The 18,455-nt window shown below is 45.6% G+C and carries 15 protein-coding genes; all 15 read right to left on the bottom strand.

The window, feature by feature from the left end; genetic code table 11:
- Positions 1-26: 26 nt before the first annotated feature.
- Positions 27-305, bottom strand: coding sequence for a DUF1292 domain-containing protein (locus ACY8D0_RS26260; protein WP_462413406.1), 279 nt, complete (start codon positions 303-305; stop codon positions 27-29).
- 86 nt (positions 306-391) lie between these two features.
- Positions 392-1,765 carry a nucleoside recognition domain-containing protein gene (locus ACY8D0_RS26255; protein WP_462413405.1) on the bottom strand — a complete coding sequence of 458 codons (1,374 nt, stop codon included), beginning with the start codon at positions 1,763-1,765 and terminating at the stop codon, positions 392-394.
- Entirely contained in the window at positions 1,766-2,458 is a 693-nt protein-coding gene (locus ACY8D0_RS26250; protein WP_462413404.1) for a FeoB small GTPase domain-containing protein, read from the bottom strand.
- Positions 2,448-2,702 (bottom strand): FeoA family protein, encoded by a 255-nt coding sequence (locus tag ACY8D0_RS26245; RefSeq protein ID WP_462413403.1) that lies wholly within the window; start codon positions 2,700-2,702, stop codon positions 2,448-2,450. Before ACY8D0_RS26245 ends, ACY8D0_RS26250 begins: the two co-directional genes overlap by 11 nt.
- 366 nt (positions 2,703-3,068) lie before the next feature.
- Positions 3,069-5,345, bottom strand: coding sequence for an ATP-dependent DNA helicase (locus ACY8D0_RS26240; protein ID WP_462413402.1), 2,277 nt, complete (start codon positions 5,343-5,345; stop codon positions 3,069-3,071).
- Positions 5,346-5,457: 112 nt separating this feature from the next.
- The gene (locus tag ACY8D0_RS26235) at positions 5,458-6,699 is read right to left on the bottom strand and encodes a glutamate-5-semialdehyde dehydrogenase (protein WP_462413401.1); all 1,242 of its coding nucleotides are present in this window, start codon (positions 6,697-6,699) and stop codon (positions 5,458-5,460) included.
- Positions 6,700-6,705: 6 nt separating this feature from the next.
- Positions 6,706-7,818 carry a glutamate 5-kinase gene (gene proB / locus ACY8D0_RS26230; RefSeq protein WP_462413400.1) on the bottom strand — a complete coding sequence of 371 codons (1,113 nt, stop codon included), beginning with the start codon at positions 7,816-7,818 and terminating at the stop codon, positions 6,706-6,708.
- 431 nt (positions 7,819-8,249) lie between these two features.
- Positions 8,250-8,861 (bottom strand): NAD(P)H:quinone oxidoreductase, encoded by a 612-nt coding sequence (gene wrbA, locus ACY8D0_RS26225; protein ID WP_462413399.1) that lies wholly within the window; start codon positions 8,859-8,861, stop codon positions 8,250-8,252.
- A gap of 236 nt (positions 8,862-9,097) precedes the next feature.
- Positions 9,098-10,453 carry an aspartate aminotransferase family protein gene (locus ACY8D0_RS26220; protein ID WP_462413398.1) on the bottom strand — a complete coding sequence of 452 codons (1,356 nt, stop codon included), beginning with the start codon at positions 10,451-10,453 and terminating at the stop codon, positions 9,098-9,100.
- Positions 10,454-10,555: 102 nt separating this feature from the next.
- Entirely contained in the window at positions 10,556-12,022 is a 1,467-nt protein-coding gene (locus tag ACY8D0_RS26215) for a CoA-acylating methylmalonate-semialdehyde dehydrogenase (protein WP_462413397.1), read from the bottom strand.
- A 114-nt stretch (positions 12,023-12,136) separates the two neighbouring features.
- On the bottom strand, positions 12,137-13,774 hold the full coding sequence (locus ACY8D0_RS26210; RefSeq protein WP_462413396.1) for a PucR family transcriptional regulator: 1,638 nt from the start codon (positions 13,772-13,774) through the stop codon (positions 12,137-12,139).
- Between the two features lie 73 nt (positions 13,775-13,847).
- Positions 13,848-14,066 (bottom strand): hypothetical protein, encoded by a 219-nt coding sequence (locus tag ACY8D0_RS26205; protein ID WP_462413395.1) that lies wholly within the window; start codon positions 14,064-14,066, stop codon positions 13,848-13,850.
- Positions 14,067-14,089: 23 nt separating this feature from the next.
- Entirely contained in the window at positions 14,090-15,559 is a 1,470-nt protein-coding gene (locus ACY8D0_RS26200; RefSeq protein ID WP_462413394.1) for an NCS1 family transporter, read from the bottom strand.
- Positions 15,560-15,685: 126 nt separating this feature from the next.
- A complete protein-coding gene (gene hydA / locus ACY8D0_RS26195) occupies positions 15,686-17,098 on the bottom strand; it encodes a dihydropyrimidinase (RefSeq protein ID WP_462413393.1) in 1,413 nt (470 codons plus the stop codon).
- Positions 17,099-17,118: 20 nt separating this feature from the next.
- Complete coding sequence (gene preA, locus ACY8D0_RS26190) at positions 17,119-18,402, bottom strand: NAD-dependent dihydropyrimidine dehydrogenase subunit PreA (protein WP_462413392.1); 1,284 nt, start codon at positions 18,400-18,402, stop codon at positions 17,119-17,121.
- Positions 18,403-18,455: the final 53 nt, after the last annotated feature.

The raw sequence follows: 18,455 nt of genomic DNA, 5'->3' as shown, positions 1-18,455 counted from the left end.
ATAAAAAAAAGAGGGTCTGCCCCCTCTTACGCATCTTCCATCTCTTCATCCATCATTTCATCGAACGTCGATGAGACCTTATCAAATTCTTCATCGCTTTCGATAGCGGAAAAATCGCCGTCCTCATCGACCTTCAGGAAAAAGATATCAATATCTTCTTCATTTTCCTGGCGGATGTCCTCGACAAACCCTACCGCCACATAATCCGAATCGTCAATGGTCATCACACCTAACACTTCGACTTCCTGTTCCTCGTTATTTTCATCACTGATGGTAAAAATTTCGCCCACTTGAATCTCGGCCATGAAATGTCCCTCATTTCGTTAAAGATTGCTGACTATCACATTATTGGTTAATGGGACACAAATTAAACCAAGAAATGGGGAACCGATTAAATAATCCCGACCCATTTGACCGTCTGGGTAATTACGAGAGGCACCACGATGGCAATCACGGTCGGGATGGCAAAAGCCATAAACGTCCATTTTTTACTTTTCGTCTCTTTATAAATATTGATCAACGTTGTCCCGCATGGATAATGCAACAGGGAGAACAACATCATATTCAATGCCGTCAGCCAGGTCCAGCCATGTTCTATAAATATTCTCTTCAAATCAACCATGCTGTCTACTTCCGTTAAGGAACCCGTCGACAGATAGCCCATTAACAAAATCGGCAGCACGATTTCATTGGCCGGAAGCCCCAAAATAAATGCCATCATAATGTAACCATCAAGGCCAAGCAGCTTGGCAAACGGATCCAAGAACTGTACCCCATACATCAAAATGCTGGTATCGCCGACATAGATATTGGCAAACACCCAGGTAAGGATGGCGGCAGGCGCTGCCACCTTCACTGCCCTTACCAGTACCGACCATGACTTTGTCAGTGAAGAACGAATTACCGTATCGAATATTTTGGGCCTGCGGTATGGCGGCAGTTCCAGTGTATAATGGGTCGGTACCCCTTTTAGCGCAGTTTTGGATAGAAGCCATGATACGAAGAATGTAACAATGATTCCAAACATAACAATTCCGATAATGACGGCCGTGGTCACGAGCGATTTGACCCCACCCGTAAAATTGGCTGCCATAAATAACGAGGCCAGTAAAATCAATGTTCCCCACCTGCCATTGCAAGGAACAAAGTTATTCGTCAGGATGGCAAGCATCCGTTCCCGAGGGGACTCGATAATTCGGGTCGAGATCACGGCGGCGGCATTGCAGCCAAATCCCATCGCCATTGTCAATGATTGTTTCCCGTGGGCGCCGACCAGTTTAAAAATTCGGTCCATGTTAAACGCGACGCGCGGAAGATAGCCATAATTCTCCAGCAAGGCAAACGTTGGAAAAAAGATCGCCATCGGCGGCAGCATCACACTGATGACCCATGTGGTGCCCCGATATAATCCCAAGACTAAAATACCATTGACCCAATCTGGCGCATGCAGGTACTGTAAAAATCCTGTTAAGTACGTTTCTAATGAACCAAAGAATTCAGCTAACAGCGAAGAAGGTACATTCGCGCCAGCAATCGTGATATAAAATACTACGGCCAGCATCACCAACATGATGGGAAATCCAAAAATCGGCGAAGTCAGAATGTGGTCGAGTTTTTCCGTTCTAAGGTCCTTCTTATCCTTTGTATAGGTGATTCCTTGCCGGCATAGTTGGCGGCTGTGGTCATATAATTGTTGGACGATGTCGTCCCTTAGCTTGGGAGTTGACAATTCTTTTGCTTCTAAAAGCAACTGGTCGATTCCCATTTACCTTGCCCCCTCTTTGGCCAAATATCTGTTTAATTCTTGAAGCAGGGTTTCATCTCCATCCAACAATCGGAGCGCCACCCAGCGGGAGGATAATCGGTCACCGATGATTTCCCTGACTTTCGGCTCAATTTTGCTGATTTGCTTTTCGATTTCCTCAGAATAGGTAATCGGCATAGGCTGGCATTCAATCTTGCTTGACACGATCCGGTCAAGCGTATCCAACAGCAATGGAAATCCAGTTTTGTTTCTCGCTGAAATCTTAATGACCGGAACCCCAAGTTTGCGGGTGAGCATCCGTTCATTTATACGAATTCCTTGCTGCTCGGCCATATCGATTAAATTGATGCAAATAACCACATTTTTGGTCATTTCCAATACCTGCAATGCCAGGTTAAGATTCCGTTCCAATGAGGTGGCATCCAACACGACGAGCGTGACATCAGGCTGTTCGAACACAATGTAGTTTCTTGCTGTTTCTTCGTCCGTGGAGTTTGAAAACAAGGAATACGTCCCGGGAAGGTCGATTAAATGAAATGTCTTGTCTTTATACTCGACCGTACCGCTGGCTAGGCCCACCGTTTTTCCCGCCCAATTTCCGGTATGCTGCCTTAGTCCGGTTAATGCATTGAATAACGTGGTTTTACCGGTGTTGGGGTTTCCGGCTAAGGCAATGCGGTATTCACTTCCCATAGGACATCAGTTCCCCTTCAATCTTCATGCTTTCCTCTTTTCTCAGGGCAATCGTGGTCTGGCTGACACGATAGGCAATCGGGTCTCCTAACGGACTTTTCCGGACCACTTCAACGTCTGCACCCGCCACAAATCCCAAATCCAATAGTCTCCTTCTTAGAACACCATCCAAATGAATCGAAGTGATTTTAATGACATTTCCTTTTTCGGCCTCCGCCAATTTGACAACTTTTGAGCTATCCATTTCTCTTTCCCCCTTTTAAAAGATTTTCCCTTGAGCAACTTTTTGTTAATTATATTCGTGATAAAATCATTTTGACACTCAAAATAAAAAAATAGCTGAATTATTAGAATGAGCAGAAATCGTACCCCATTATTAAATGTGCCGAAGACAATTAAAACGAACGTACCGAAGGAAAAAGAGCCTTCAAGGGGAACTAGGAAGCTCTCCTAACGACTGTGCCGAGCGAAAAAAAGTTCTCAAAGGTAATAGGGGGATGTTCGAAATCAACTTATAAAAAAAAGAAGCTAACGGCCTATATTCCAGGCTATTAGCTTCCTTTTCTCTTCAGACGGACTTTTTCAGTGCCCGCCTTTATTAACGACTATTTTAGAGTACTGTATAGCTTTTCCACATGTCTGGAAGCAGTGTTTGATATTTTTTTTGCAGAAAACGGTCATCACAAAGAACAATGGTACCGGTATCCTCTTCCGATCGGATTAGTCTGCCGCCAGCCTGCAAAACCTTGTTCATTCCAGGGGATACATAGGCGTAATCATAACCATTCCGCCCATTTTTATCAAAGAATTCCTTAATCAGGTTCCGCTCGAAGCCAATCTGCGGCAGACCGACTCCAACGACCACCACCCCATTCAACCGGTTTCCTTTTAAATCCACCCCTTCGGAGAAAATTCCCCCCAAAACGGCAAAGCCAAGCAAGGTTTCCGTTGATTCGGACTGAAATGCATCCAGAAACAATTCCCGTTCTGCTTCTGTCATGCCAGTCGATTGGATCAATGTTTTTGTCTGCTCATCCGTCTCCTTATACTCTTCATAAACAGAAAGCATATATTGATAGGATGGGAAAAACACGAAATAATTGCCAGGTCTGCTATGAATCAGTGATATCAACATGGAGACAATGGCTGTTTGGGAACGCTCCCGGTCCCGGTAGCGAGTGGAGAGCGGTTTTATAAAGACATCCACTTGCTCCCTTAAGAAGGGGGAAGGAATGGCTGACAGATAATCTTCAGCCCCACCGCCAATCAGGTCTTGATAATAATCCAATGGTGTCAGTGTTGCCGAAAAAAATACCTTGGACCTATAGCTCTTTCCCATTTGTTTTAACAGTTTGCCCGGGTTTATGCAGAACAGTTTCAGGGTCACATCATTTCTTTCCGCTTCACTATAAATAATATAATGTTCGTCCACCAATTCCACTATTTTTAAAAATTGATTCACAGTAAAATAAACGTCCAGTAAATCAGGAAACGAACCCGTTGCAAGGAGTTTTTCCGCAATTTCAGCAAAGTTTCGGAGCCTCTGTGAAAGCTCCTCATCCAAGGCTTCAACAACCGATTCCTTATCCCCGTCCATTGATTTTTTTAGAGACAAAAACCAAGAGTTTAATTCGCTTGCAGCATCAAAAATCGGCTTGTTAACCCCTTTAAAATCCTTCTTCACTTGAAGAAAAGCCTGTTTATTGACTGACGCGGAAAACATCTCTCTCCCGCGGTCAACTAAGTTATGGGCTTCATCGACCAATAGGGCGGTGGACTTTTTTTCTTCTTCAAACAAACGCTTTAGGGACACCTTTGGGTCGAAAACATAGTTATAGTCGCAAATAACGGCATCCGCTGTGTAGGCAAGATCCAGGGAATATTCAAACGGGCAGACACGATGCTTTTTGGCATATTTTTCTATGACCTCCCTTGTCAGAGCTTGCTCATTTTCAAGAAGATCCATAACGGCCCCGTTAATCCTGTCATAATAACCAGACGCAAATTCACAATGGTCCGGCTGACAAATGGTTTCATCCTTAAAGCAGATTTTTTCCTTAGCCGTAATGGTTACTGCTTCCATACAGAGACCCTTTTCGCGCATACGTGCGAACGCTTCTTCTGCGGTGGTTCTGGTGGTCGTTCTTGCCGTAAGGTAGAACACACGGGTGAGTAAACCTTCTCCCATGGCTTTCACGGATGGGAATAGCGTCGAAATGGTTTTGCCGATTCCGGTTGGGGCCATGGCAAATAAATTTTTCCCATCCGAAATCGACTTGTAGACTCCTCCGGCGAGTTTTCGCTGACCCTCACGGTAAGACGGAAATGGAAAATCAAGTTCCTTGCTGCTGAGGTCCCTTTGTATACGATGTTGCTGCTGCCATTTTGCGTAAGGAGCATACCCTTTGATGACCTCAAAAACAAAGGTTTCCAACTCCGCTTGAGTAAAGACTTGCTGTAAAAATTTTTTTTCGTTTGATTCCACATGCACATAGGTTAATTGAACAGCAAGTTCCGAAATTTGCTTTTGAGTTGCATAAATATAGGCATACATTTTCGCCTGGGCCCAGTGGACGGGATATCCGTCCGGTTCGGTAGTCTCCAATGGCTGGGTAAATGATTTAATTTCATCAATTGTTACATGACCGTCGTTATGTAATAGCCCGTCGCATCGGCCGTCTATTTTATAGACAAGGCCATCATAGGGGATTTCGATAGAGAGGTAGACTTCCCGTTCATCATTCTCGCCGTAGGATTTTTGGATAGATTGATGGATTCTCGTCCCTTCTGCCAGCGTCGATTGCGGCCGGAAACGGGAGTCAATGCTGCCAGAACTGTAAACATACTCCACAAGTGTCCTGACTGAAATATGGATTTCATTGGCCACAACATCACCAACCCGTCATAAGAATATATGTTTGCTTTTTTATTATACCAGAAGTTTGCTCATTAATAGCAAAAAACCAAGTAAGGATGATCCATACTTGGTTTATCTTAGGTTATCCTCTTATTTGCCCTGTTCCCCTTACGAGGGCTTTCGTCGTGGTAATCGCCTTAAGTCCCATTGGGCCGCGGGCATGAAGCTTTTGGGTGCTGATGCCAATTTCGGCGCCGTAACCGAACTGTTCCCCATCCGTGAACCGGGTGGAAGCATTATGGTACAACACCGCCGCGTCCACAGCTTGGAAAAATAAATCAACATTCTGGGACTCTTCGGTAATAATCGCTTCAGAGTGTTTCGTGCCATATTGGTCAATATGACTGATCGCTTCTTTCACATCCCCGACTAGCTTGACGGCTAAAATCGGCGCCAAGAATTCGATTTCCCAGTCTGCTTGGACCGCTGGTTTCACAAATGAATACTCAGAAGTTAAACGTTCATCACCGCGCAATTCCACCCCTTTTGCCTGCAGCGATTCCAACAAGTCAGCCGCATAGGGCCAGCTTCCATGAATTAACACCGTTTCGGCGGCATTGCATACGGATGGCCGCTGTAATTTGGCATTGATGACAATGTCAATGGCCATATCCTTTTGCGCAGATTCATCAATAAAAATATGGCAATTTCCCACGCCAGTTTCCAAAACAGGGACGGTGGCATTTTGAATCACATTTTGTATCAAACCGGCGCCGCCGCGTGGAATCAGGACATCCAGGTATTGGTTCAGCTTGAACATTTGGGCGGCCGTTTCACGGCTCGTATCCTCGAGCAGTTGTACGGCATCCGCAGGAATAGCTGTTTTCGCAAGAGCGTTTTGCATCACTTGGACTAGTGCTTTATTGGAGTTTAAAGCCGACGTGCTTCCTCTTAATAAAACGGCATTCCCGGCTTTTAAGCAAAGGCCAGCGGCATCCACTGTGACATTCGGACGTGCTTCATACACCATTCCGATGACTCCGAGCGGTACTCGGATCGATTGAATGGCCAACCCGTTGGGGCGTTCCCAAGCCTCAATGATTTCCCCGATTGGGTCGGGCAGTTCAATCAATTGCCGGATTCCTTCCACGATTTGCTCAATTCTCTGATCCGTCAATAGCAGCCGGTCCAACAATGATTCCGATATCCCTTGCTGTTTGCCTTTTGCGATATCCTTCCTATTTTCCAGTATCAGCCAAGCACTTTCTTGTAAAATTTCGTCAGCAACCACGGCTAACGCCTCGTTTTTTTCGTTTGTGGTCAGCATGGCCAGTTTCTTGGATGCAGCTGTTAGTTTTTTTGCCTTTTCGATCAGCTCAGTCATTTCTCCTCACTCCTCCTGTAAAATAACCCAATTGTCCCGATGAATGACTTCGGGTTTTTTATTAAACGAGTAAGCCTTTGATTGGTCACTCGGTAAGCCCTTCACCTTTGCCAAATCCTTGGATGAAAATGAGATTTGTCCTCTTCCAATCATTTTTCCTTTTTGATTGCGAACCTCTACCACATCTAAGGCATTAAATTCGCCGATTACGTTGGTAACACCGACAGGAAGTAAGCTTTTTCCCTTTTGGACAATCGCTTGTTCGGCCCCATCATCGATTTCAATGATACCGCCCACATGGGAGTGATAGGCAATCCATTGTTTTCTCATTTGCATTTGGGTTTGAAATGGTCCGCCGATATAGGTTCCATCGCCTTTGCCTGCCAGAATGTCAACCAGCTTTTCTTTGCCGGATCCCCGGCCGACAAAGACACTTACCCCCAGTGACAAAGCTTTTTTGGCAGCGAGGAGTTTAGAGCGCATCCCACCTGTCCCAACCGAAGAACCATGTTCATCAGCCACCCCGAGCAGCTCATCCGAAACTTCGGGAATGAAATGATATTTCTTCGCATTCTTTGAAACCTTTGGATTGCCGTCATAAAGCCCATTGACGTCTGTCAAAATGATGAGGGCATTGGCATGGAGAAATCCGCTGACGAGGGCAGACAGCATATCATTGTCCCCGAAAGTCAATTCCTCAATAGAAACAGAGTCATTTTCATTAAAGATTGGAATGACACCCCGATGGAGCAGCTCCGTGATGGTAGAGAATAAGTTTTGGAATCTTGTTTGGCTATAAAAATCTTCCCGTGTTAATAAGATTTGTGCCGGGACCGTTTGAAACTCTTTAAACAATTCGTTATAATGCTGCATTAACAGTCCTTGCCCGACTGCCGCAGCCGCCTGTTTACCAGCTGTTGTATTGGGTCGGACCGGGTAGCCCATGGCACCAAATCCGGCAGCGACCGCACCGGAAGAAATCAAGATGACGTCATGGCCCTGTTTTTTCAAGCACGCCAGCGCCTCTACGTGGTCCCTCATTTTGTCTTCGGATATTGTTCCCGTGGCAGTGGTCAGTGAACTGCTGCCTATCTTTACAACAACAAGCTGTTTTTTCATTGTTTCCGAACCCTTCTTTAAGTTTTATAGAAAAATAAAAACGACTCTTCTGTCCCTAAACTAAAGGACGGAAGAATCGTATCCGCGGTACCACCTTTGTTGGTGCCATGCACCCACTTTAAACCCGTAACGAGAGTTGACGGCTTATGTTTTCATAAGCAGTTTATAAAAGGGCAGGTTCAATTTCCTTTCCATGAGAGACCTTCCAGCCTGCGGGTCCCACTCTCTATCATGTTCCAAAAATTTACTAGTCCCTAACCGTTTGCATTCTCAATTTACTTGATTATCTAAAGAAAATCGTTAAAAGTCAATAGATAAATTTCAGTAATTCTCCTACGATACATGCTGAATGCTGAATTTTCCACCAATTTTAAGATTATTTCCCGTTAAAAAGAGCTAATCAGTAAAAGTTGATTAGCTCTCTGTCCTGTTTATTGTTGCCCTTTTTTAACCCACTCGGCAACAGTCACCGTGCGTTTGGCTTGATGTTTAACGGCGGCCTCCACATCTCCGACCATTTTGCCGTTTTCATCCACACCTACACTCGTGCCATATGGGTTACCGCCTGCTGCAAACAATACGGGATCGGTATAACCAGGTGCAGCAATAATCGCACCCCAGTGATACATCGATGTGTATAGTGATAAAATGGTGGCTTCTTGTCCTCCATGGGCATTTTGTGCCGAGGTCATCGCGCTGACCACCTTATTAATCGTCTTGCCTTGTGCCCATAGGCCGCCTTGCATGTCAAGGAACTGCTTCACTTGGGAAGGCACGTTCCCAAAACGGGTTGGCACGCTAAAAATAATCGCATCGGCCCATTCAATGTCTTCCGATTTTGCCTCTGGAATATGGGCCGTTTTTTCCGTAGTGGCTTTCCAAACCGCATTTCCTTCCACAACGGATGGAGGAGCCAGCTCAGCCACCTTAAAAATTTTAGCCTCAGCGCCTGCTTCCTTTGCACCCTCTGCTGCCCATTGTGCCAACTGGTAGTTCGTGCCGCCCATGCTGTAAAAAATAACAGCCAGATTTACATTCGTCATAGGAACATTCTCCTTTTTCTGATGATTTAGCAAACAACTTGTTCAACAGTCACCGCTGCAACAAGATTATTTTTACCAACATCTAATGTTTTAGAACGTTATTTTTAAGAATATTTTTCTTTTTGTTTATCTTCCGCCAAGATTCCTTCCACAAACAATCCGAAACATAAAAAAACGCCATTGCATGCATGCAATAGCGCTAAAAATAAATGCTGCTTATAGTGTAACCACTTTCGCTAAATTACTTTTTGTAACGCCTCCGTCAGGGTCTTCACTAAAAAGCTGATATCTTTCTGTTCAATACTTAACGGCGGCGACAGGGTTAACACATTGTTAAAACCGGCTACGGTTGCACCGTTTTTACCTATAATGACACCGTTTTCCTTACAGTCCGCTATTACCTTATTTAGGACTCCGACATCAATTGGTTCCTTTGTGGCCTTATCGCGAACAAGTTCAATCCCGACCAGCAGCCCTTTGCCGCGGACATCCCCAACAATTGGATGATTCTGTAATAAACTTTTTAAATCATTCAACAGCTGTTCCCCTAAATCCCTCGACCGGTCAAATAGCTTTTCTTTTTCCATGATTTCGAGATTTTTCAGCGCCAGGGCGCAGGCTGCAGGATTACCGCCAAATGTATTGACATGGCGGAAATAATCGTATTCCTCGCTCCCTTTAAAAGCTTCATAAATCTCTTTCCGTACGGCGGTTGCCGACAGCGGGAGATAGGCACTCGTGATGCCTTTTGCCATGGTAATGATATCGGGTTTTACACCGTAATTCATAAAGCCAAACGGTTTGCCAGTCCGGCCAAATCCACAAATGACCTCATCGACAATCAGAAGGGCCCCATGTTTTTTACAAACTTCCTTTGCCGCCTTCATGTAGCCATCAGGTGGTATTAAAATACCACCTCCGGTAATGATCGGTTCCATAATCATCGCGGCAATCGTTTCACTTAACTCCCAAGTCATGGTCCGGTCAATTTCTTTAACCGATGACAATTCTCTCGGGTCGGATACATGGATGTCATCCCGGTAAGTGTCGGGCGGTGGGACGTGGATAAATCCAGGGGCTAAGGGTTCATATTTAAATTTTCTTTGCGCCTGGCCGGTTGCCGCCAGCGACCCCATTGAATTTCCGTGATAACCGCGGTAGCGGGAAACTATTTTATAGCGGTTATGCTCACCGCGCTGCTGGTGGTACTGCCTCGCAATTTTAAACGCCGTTTCGTTTGCTTCCGAGCCGCTGTTGGAAAAAAAGATGACGTATTCATCACCCAACATTTCATTCAGCTTCTCAGCGAGTTTAATGGACGGGACGTGGCCTTGTGACAGCGGAAAATAGGCCATCTCCTTTAACTGTTCATAGGCCGCCTCCGCGAGCTCCGTCCTTCCGTATCCGATATTGACACACCAAAGTCCCGCCATCGCGTCCAAATACCGCTTGCCGTCCACATCGGTAATCCATGACCCTTCTGCCTTTTCGACCACAATCGTTGACTTCGGGCTGTACGGCTTCATGGAATGCCAAACATATTTTTCATCTTTCTCGAGCAATGATTCCTGTGACCGTTCGGTTTGAACCATATTTGCTCCCTCCCATTCTTGTTATTGGCCAGTGGCATTCACTTGATAACAGTTTCGAAATAGTCTATGGTCCTAGGCCGTGTTGGTGTGCATCTCTCCATCCTACCCATCAAATCGGGACGTAATCATTTTTTTACGGGTATAGAAGTTCACACCATCTTTGCCGTTCACATGGAGGTCGCCATAGAAGGAATTCTTCCACCCGGAGAATGGGAAAAACGCCATGGTGGCTGGAACCCCTACATTAATGCCGAGCATTCCGGCATCCGCCTCTTCACGGAACTGCCTTACTGCCTTGGCATCATTCGTATAGATGGTCGCGCCGTTTCCGTATCTGGATTTGCGGATATATTCCAACCCCTCATCCAAATCACGGGCCCGGAGAAGACTTAAAACAGGTGCGAAAATTTCCTCCCTTGCGATGGTCATATCGGGAGTGACGCGGTCAAATATGGTTGGCCCGAGGAAATTTCCTTGCGGATGATTGTCGATCTCTACACGTCCGTCCCTGATTAACTCGGCCCCTTCCGCCAAGCCTTTTTCGATGTAACCCAGTACTTTTTCGCGGTGTTCCTTGCGGATGACCGGTGTTAATAACACTTCCTCATCCATCCCATTGCCGATGATTAACTCATCCGCTTTTTTCTTGAGGGCTTGAACAAACGTTTCATTATTACCAACCACGACAACCGCACTGCACGCCATGCAGCGCTGGCCGGCACTGCCGAAAGTGGAGCTGATGATATGCTGCACGGCTTTGTCCATATTAGCATCCGGCATCACAATATGATGGTTTTTCGCCCCGGATAGAGCTTGGACCCGCTTTCCGGCAGCTGCAGCTCTCTCATAAACATACTTAGCCACCGGCTGGGAACCAACAAACGAGATAGCCGCAATATCTTCGTGTTCCAATAGCCCATTGACGACTTCATGAGCACCATGTACCACATTCAAGACACCCTTGGGCGCTCCTGCCTGGATAAACAATTCCGCTAACCGATTGGCCAATATTGGGGTCCGTTCCGATGGTTTCAATACAAAGGTATTGCCACAGGCAATGGCTAGAGGAAACATCCATAATGGAACCATCATGGGAAAGTTAAACGGGGTAATGCCGCCAACCACTCCCAATGGATACCGGAACATTTCCGAATCAATGTCTTCGGCAATCCCGGATAACGTTTCCCCCATCATTAACGTCGGCGCTCCGCAGGCAAACTCCACGCATTCAATCCCGCGCTGCACTTCTCCATAGGCCTCGTTGTATGCTTTTCCATTCTCAAGCACAATCAAGCGGGCAAGCTCCTCATGGTTTTCAGATAGCAAATGATGGTATTTATAGAAAATCCGCGCTCTTTTCGGAACCGGGACCCGCTTCCACGATTGAAACGCTGTCTTGGCGGCAGCCACCGCGAGATTGACATCTTCCTTGGATGAAATCGGCACCGTGGTTAACCGTTCATTTGTGGCAGGGTTTGGCACATCCAATGTCCGGTTGCTGGCGGACGGGACCCATTCCCCATTAATGAAATTTTTCAATTCAGCGGTATCATTTTTCGTTACACTCATTCTTCCTCCCCCTTGAACCCAGACTTATAGTTTCATTATCTCGTATTGAATGGATTGATTCATTAGACAGATTGTAAAATCCCGGCAAATAAATCTTCAACGTTTTGACTTGGGCTAATGCATTTTACCGTAATGTTCATTTGCCAGGAGCGATTGATTCGACCGGGTGGCGTGCAAATAATCATGGACGAGCAGGGTGAATTCAATTGCTACCCGTTTTTCATGGTCCATAAAATCCTCGCCAAGCAAGTTTTCCAGTTTTTGCAGCCGGTGGTACAATGTCTGTCTGACAATGAAGAGTCGATTCGAGGTTTCCTGTTTTGACCCGTTGCACTCTAGATACGCTTTCAAGGTTTCCAGCAGCTTGGCATTGTATTTCTGGTCGTACTGGATAACCGGATGGAGATACTCAGAGGCCAGCTCCTGCAAATCGGTATGCCTGCTGAGCTGGGAAATCAACCGGTATAAATGCAAATCCTCATAAAACTGACAAAGCTGTTTTTTCGTCATTTTTTGCTGAATCCGCAAGGTTTCCTTGGCCGTAAAGAAGCTTTTATGTATTTCGCCCAAGGAGTCGGAAAACTTTCCTGCGGCAATCATCAATTTGGCAGAGCATTGCTTCTGGATAAATTCTGATTCTTCCATACTCTGGATGGCTTTTTTGATCCGTTCCTTTAAATTCCTTTTTGCTCGGGTGTTCAACAGGATCATGGTTAATTCGTTTCTTTTTTCCACAAAAAAGCCGATAAACCCCTGCTGTTCAAAAACCGAGCGGAACAAAAGCTTCAAATAGGTGACATCGGGGGTTGATTTTTCTTTGAATGGAAAAAGCTTGGTTATCAGGACGGCCGCATCTTGTGTTTTTGGTTTCACACCATTTTCAGCTAAATATTGAAATATCTCCTCTATCATGTGCTCGCCTTCAAGCCAGCCTTGCAGCCACTCTGTTTCTTCCGCACGCTTTTTTTCTTCCACATACCGATCTCTTAAAAAATGCTGAGCCAAAGCTGTAGCCGTTCTGTCTAAAATCAATAATTCATACTCACTGATAGGGATGTCCTTTGAATAAATCGCTAGTTCGGCATATTCCTGGCCGAACAGAAAAATAGGAGTATAGGCCAGCTGTTCGCATGGTGCGGTTTTTGCCTGCTCCAGCCGTTGAAGGATAGACGTTTGGTCTCGGACCGGTATGTCCGGAACAAATTCAAACGGCTGATTTTTTAAGCGGAACATAATTTGCACATCGAGTGCTGAGAAAATAAATTGGAGTATGTCTTCATGGGTTTCGATGGACAACAATCTTTTATTAAGCCGCTGTGAATAATTTTCAAGGTCAGAAATCTTGCGGTATTGTTGGTTGATAATTTCCGAGTGAATATCCTGGGTAATCTCGACAAATGGTACCTCTTGATGAAACAAAATAATTGGAAATTGATGCTGATTGGCAATCTCAATCACTTCGTCCGGAATCTCGGTCAAATAGGTACCCATCTCCAAACACAAACCGGCTGCCTGATTTTCAATTAATTCCTTGACCATGGAAATAAATTGGGCAGGATGATCTTTCCAGGCAATCCCTGTCGATAAAATGAGTTCATTGCCTTTTAAGAGATTGCGGATGCTGGTGACTTCAACGACATGGACCCACTTTAAAACATTGCTGATGCCTTCTTTACCTGCCGCAATACTGGTATCTTCAAAATGTTTCCGCTTTAAAATGTCAGATACAGTTAACTGGAATATTTCCTTCATTTTGCCACCTCCTTAGGCTTTGTCTTTTTGTTAAAAAGGATTGACCATCATTCCGCCAATCCTTTTTAACCATTCAAGATGACGGCTGGTTTTGCTTAACCATCAGACTGGAAAAATACTTTCTCGCATTGGCATTTCCAATCACCAATATTTCTTTATCTTTTCCTTCCCCGTCGACAAACACGACAGTTGCGCCATCCAAATGTTCCTTGACAGATTGTATCTTGAATCCTTTGTTTATCAGAAAATCAATCTTATCCCTTTCGGCAAGAAATTGCTGGTATTCCGACATGTGCCATCCTCCTAAAGTTATGGTTAATTTAAATCAACATTATTAGGGATTTCTTCTATCACAGGCTCCGGTGCATCTTGAATAATCCAATCCCGGCCAACCGAAATGCCCAAGTACTTTTCATCACTTGGATCTTGGATCTCTGCTTGGGGATACTTTTTAAACCACCAAAATTTAGCCAGCACATAATAGATGGCAGCTCCGACAAGAAAACCGACAACAAACCCATATTCCGGTACGAAATAGGAAGCCACCGCTCCAATAATCCATGCGATAAAGCCAGCAATGTTGACGCCGCCAAGATACCGGTACTGTCCATTGTCTTCATATAATTCCGGCACATTGACTCGTCTTTTTCTAAGCAGATAGTAATCGGCAAACAGAATTCCGACGATGGCAGATAAGATGCCGCCGACAAATAACAGAACAGGTATCAGAATGTCAAACAATTTCCAAGGCTGTACGACGGTTCCGACAATCCCTGCTGTAATAACCCCTGCCCAGAAAGGGAACTTCGGTCCCCCGACATTGGAAAAGATCGTTGCTGCCGGCACCACATTGGCAGCCGTATTGGTGGACCATTGAGCCAAGACAATCATAAGGAGTAAAATAACAAGAATGAATCCGCCGGCGGACTTTTGGAGAGCGACAACCGGGTCCGAGTTTAAAACGGCAATATATGAGACGGCCCCAATGATAATCATGAATGTTTGAGTTATCGGCATAGCAATCAAATTTCCGATTAAGGAGTTTTTATTGCGTTTAAACCAGTTTTTTTCGTTCACGGGCGCTTTCATAAACCGTGAAATCGAAGGAATATCGGCACTTAATGTGGCCCAGAACCCCATGTTGGCAAAAATAACGACCAAAAATGCTGTAAAGGCAGCGCCCCCGGTGACTGGAGATTCCACCCAGCTCCAAACATCCCGTCCTGCAGCTTGCGCTTGATCCGAAAGTGAGGAATACATCCAAATGGCAATGAAGATGATGATAGGAGCAGCCAAATCGGCAAACCGTTCAATCGATTTAATACCCAAGGCTGTATTCACCAATTGGACGATGGCAAAGATTAAAAAGCAAACAAACCAATTATCAAAGCCAAATAATATGTTTAAAATTCCATTCATTGCCGTAGAACCAAAGTACGTATTCAAGCCGAACCACATGGAAGCGGTCACCCCGCGGGTAATCGAGGGAATATGGGTCCCGATAGTTCCAAATGGGGCCCTCATGTAAACCGGAAATGACAACCCGTGTTCAATCCCGATGTCCGCGATTAAGGAGATAAAAAATCCAATGGCAAGACTGCCAATCACAGTGGCAAGGATTACCCAAGGAAGGGACAGGTTAATAACCCCTGACCCGCCAATTGCAAAGGTGGCCAGCACTACAACCATCCCGACCCACATAAACGAATAGCCTAATCTGGTAATTTTCCGATCATTTTGACCGATGGGCAATAAATCTGACGATTTTAAATGGCTTTTTTTCATATGAACACTCCATTTCGGTTAAATATTTTATTAATCCATCAACCTGCCTTTAGTAAAAAAGGGCAATTGCTTTCATGAAGCAATTGCCGGAGTTGTTCAATAGAGAGTATGGACAGCATTTACTAGTTAAATAGACAATGTTTCACTTTCTGTTAACGGCGTATTATATTTAGCACGCTTCAAGTATTGGCCGGAGCCTGGTGTGCCGACAAATTGCTTATCCCGGATGACAAACTCCCCGCGCACTAGTACTGAAACCGGCTCTCCCGTGACTTTCATGCCTTCAAACGCATTATAGTCTACCGCCATATGGTGCGTTTCAGCCGAAAGGACCCGTTCAGCATTAGGATCATAGATCACCAGGTCAGCATCGCCACCAATCGCAATTGTCCCTTTTTTAGGGAACAACCCAAACAGCTTTGCGGCCCTGGTGGAGGTTAAATCAACAAATTGATTCAATGAAATACGTCCCTTTTTTACCCCCTCCGAAAATAAAATCGTCATTCTGTCTTCAATCATCGGCCCTCCATTCGGAATCTTTGTAAAATCGCCCAAACCCAGTTCCTTCTGCCCCTTAAAATCGAACGAACATTGATCAGAACCAAAGGTTTGCAGTGTGCCGCTTTTTAGAGCATTCCAGAGTGCCTCTTGATTCCATTTTTCCCGAAGCGGCGGGGACCACACATATTTGGCTCCTTCAAAATTCGGTTTTTCGAGATAGCTTTGGTCGAGCACCAGGTATTGCGGACAAGTCTCGCCCCAGACTTCATACCCCTTGCTCCTAGCTTCCGCAATCCTTTCTGCAGCATCTGCACAGGAAACATGCACGACATACAGCTGTGAACCCGCAAGCCCGGCAAATCTTGCCGCACGGCCTGTTGCTTCCCCTTCTAGCTCAGGCGGCCTAGTCAATGCATGGTAAATTGGATCGGTATTGCCGTCCTCCAGGGCCTTTTTCGTTAAATAATCAATGACATCGCCATTCTCCGCATGGACCATGACAAGGGCGCCCAGTTCTTTGGCCGTCACAAATGTCCGGAAAAGCGTCTCATCGTCTGCTTGGAACACATTTTTATAAGCCATAAACACCTTAAAAGATGTAATTCCTTCTTCATTTATCACTAGAGGCAGTTCATTCAATACATCATCATTGATTTCGGATACCATCAAATGGAAGCTGTAGTCAATCGCTGCTTTCCCTTTTGATTTTTGATGCCAAGTCTGAATCGAGTTTTTAAGCGGTTCCCCCTTATTTGTCAAACAAAAGTCGATAATCGTTGTGGTACCGCCAAACGCCGCGGCAATCGTCCCGGTTTCAAAATCATCCTTTGTGACCGTTCCCCCAAAAGGCATATCCAGATGGGTATGAGGGTCAATACCGCCAGGAAACACCAGGCATCCCTTAGCATCGATGATTTCTGCCCCCGCTGCTGTTAGATTTGCGCCAATTTGCGTGATCTTTCCATCTTCAATCAACAGCTCTCCCTGAAAAGTATCAGCCGCAGTCACAATCGTCCCGTTTTTTATGATTTTTTTCATCCATTCGTCCCTCCATACAATTACTTGATGATATCCACTTTACACCCCGCCGCGTTCAATGCCGCCTGCCGCTCATTCCAGGTCATTGGCGGCAATTCTCTTTGCCGTTCCACCATGTCAATGGCCCCGTCCACTGGGCAGACAATCGAGCATAAGTTGCAGCCGACGCAGTCCTCCTCCCTGACTTTGAGATAACTCGTGCCTGTTGAATTTGTTAATCTTTCAATACATTGATGGGAGGTATCTTCGCAGGCGATATAACATTTATTGCAATTGATGCACACATCCGGGTTGATTCTGGCCGCGATGTTGTAATTTAAGTCGAGGTCACCCCAATCAGAGTATTTGGGAACCGATTTGCCGATAATCTCTGAAACAGAGGCAATTCCCTTACTGTCTAGGTAGTTATTTAGACCTTCAATCATGTCTTCCACGATCCGGAAGCCATGGTGCATGGCCGCGGTACACACTTGGACGCCCGTTGCCCCCATCAGCATAAATTCCACCGCATCCTGCCAATTGGAAATGCCGCCGATACCGGAAATAGGCACATTAATTTGCGGATGTCGGGCACACTCTGCCACCATATTTAGCGCGATTGGTTTCACCGCAGGCCCGCAATAGCCGCCATGAGATCCTTTCCCGGCAACATGGGGGATTGGATTCCACGTATCAAGGTCAACCCCCATTAGGCTGTTAATGGTATTAATCATACTGATGGCATCAGCCCCGCCACTGGCGGCTGCTTCAGCCGTTGCGGTAATGTCGGTAATGTTGGGGGTAAGCTTCACAATGACAGGGGTTTTTGCCACTTCTTTCACCCAATAGGTTTGCCGTTCCACCAGTGCGGGAACTTGACCGGACGCAGACCCCATCCCACGTTCCGCCATCCCATGCGGACAGCCAAAGTTCAGTTCCAGACCGTCGACCCCAACATCTTCCACCCGTTTCACGATTTCGTGCCATTTTTCCTGCTGCGGCTCGACCATAAGTGATACGATGATTGCATGTTTAGGGAATCTCTTTTTCGTTTCATAGATTTCTTTCAAATTGATATCGAGAGGCCTGTCAGTGATGAGCTCAATATTGTTAAAGCCTGCCACTCGTTGGCCGTTAAAGCCAATCGCAGCAAATCTTGAAGTCACATTCAAGATAGGGTCGCCTAATGTCTTCCAGACCGCTCCGCCCCAGCCGGCTTCAAAAGCCCGCTGGACTTGGTATCCCGAGTTTGTCGGAGGCGCTGACGCCAGCCAAAACGGATTGGGAGACTCAATCCCTGCTAAATTAATGCGTAAATCCGCCATCTATATCCCCCTTTTCGTAAATTGGAAGGAAAATATGAATCTGCTTTTTGTAT

This window comes from Neobacillus camarae, from assembly GCF_054950115.1.
Note: the sequence above shows the minus strand (reverse complement) of the source record. Positions and strands in the feature narration are given on the sequence as shown.